Raw genomic sequence first — 417 nt, forward strand, 5'->3', positions numbered from 1 at the left:
CGAAGTCGTAACAAGGTAGCCGTACCGGAAGGTGCGGCTGGATCACCTCCTTTCTAAGGAGCACTCTCATCTATCACCGCCGAATGTGTGGTGGGGTGACAGCTCACTAGTGGAGCACTGGCTATTCGGTGCGGCGTGATCGCTGGCCGGCTAGTACCGCCTTCCTTCGGGAGGGAGTGGGAACGACGGTTTCAGGGGTTACGAGGTGCCGGGCACACTGTTGGGTCCTGAGGAAACGGGCTTGCGCTTGTTCCACCTCAGTACAGGGCCGCTGAAGGACTCCCGGTCGGGGGTTTGGAGGTGGTTGCTGTTTGTTGTTTGAGATTTGCATAGTGGACGCGAGCATCTTTGTGGCCAAGTTTTTTAGGGCACACGGTGGATGCCTTGGCATCAGGAGCCGATGAAGGACGTGGGAGG

Annotated in this window: 1 rRNA gene; it reads left to right on the plus strand. The window is 58.3% G+C overall.

The features are described from left to right. Positions 1–53: ribosomal RNA gene (locus C1J01_RS48750) — 16S ribosomal RNA — on the plus strand; the annotation flags it as partial. Positions 54–417 lie beyond the last annotated feature (364 nt).

It is taken from the genome of Nonomuraea aridisoli, assembly GCF_003236395.1.
In the GTDB taxonomy this organism is placed as follows: domain Bacteria; phylum Actinomycetota; class Actinomycetes; order Streptosporangiales; family Streptosporangiaceae; genus Nonomuraea; species Nonomuraea aridisoli.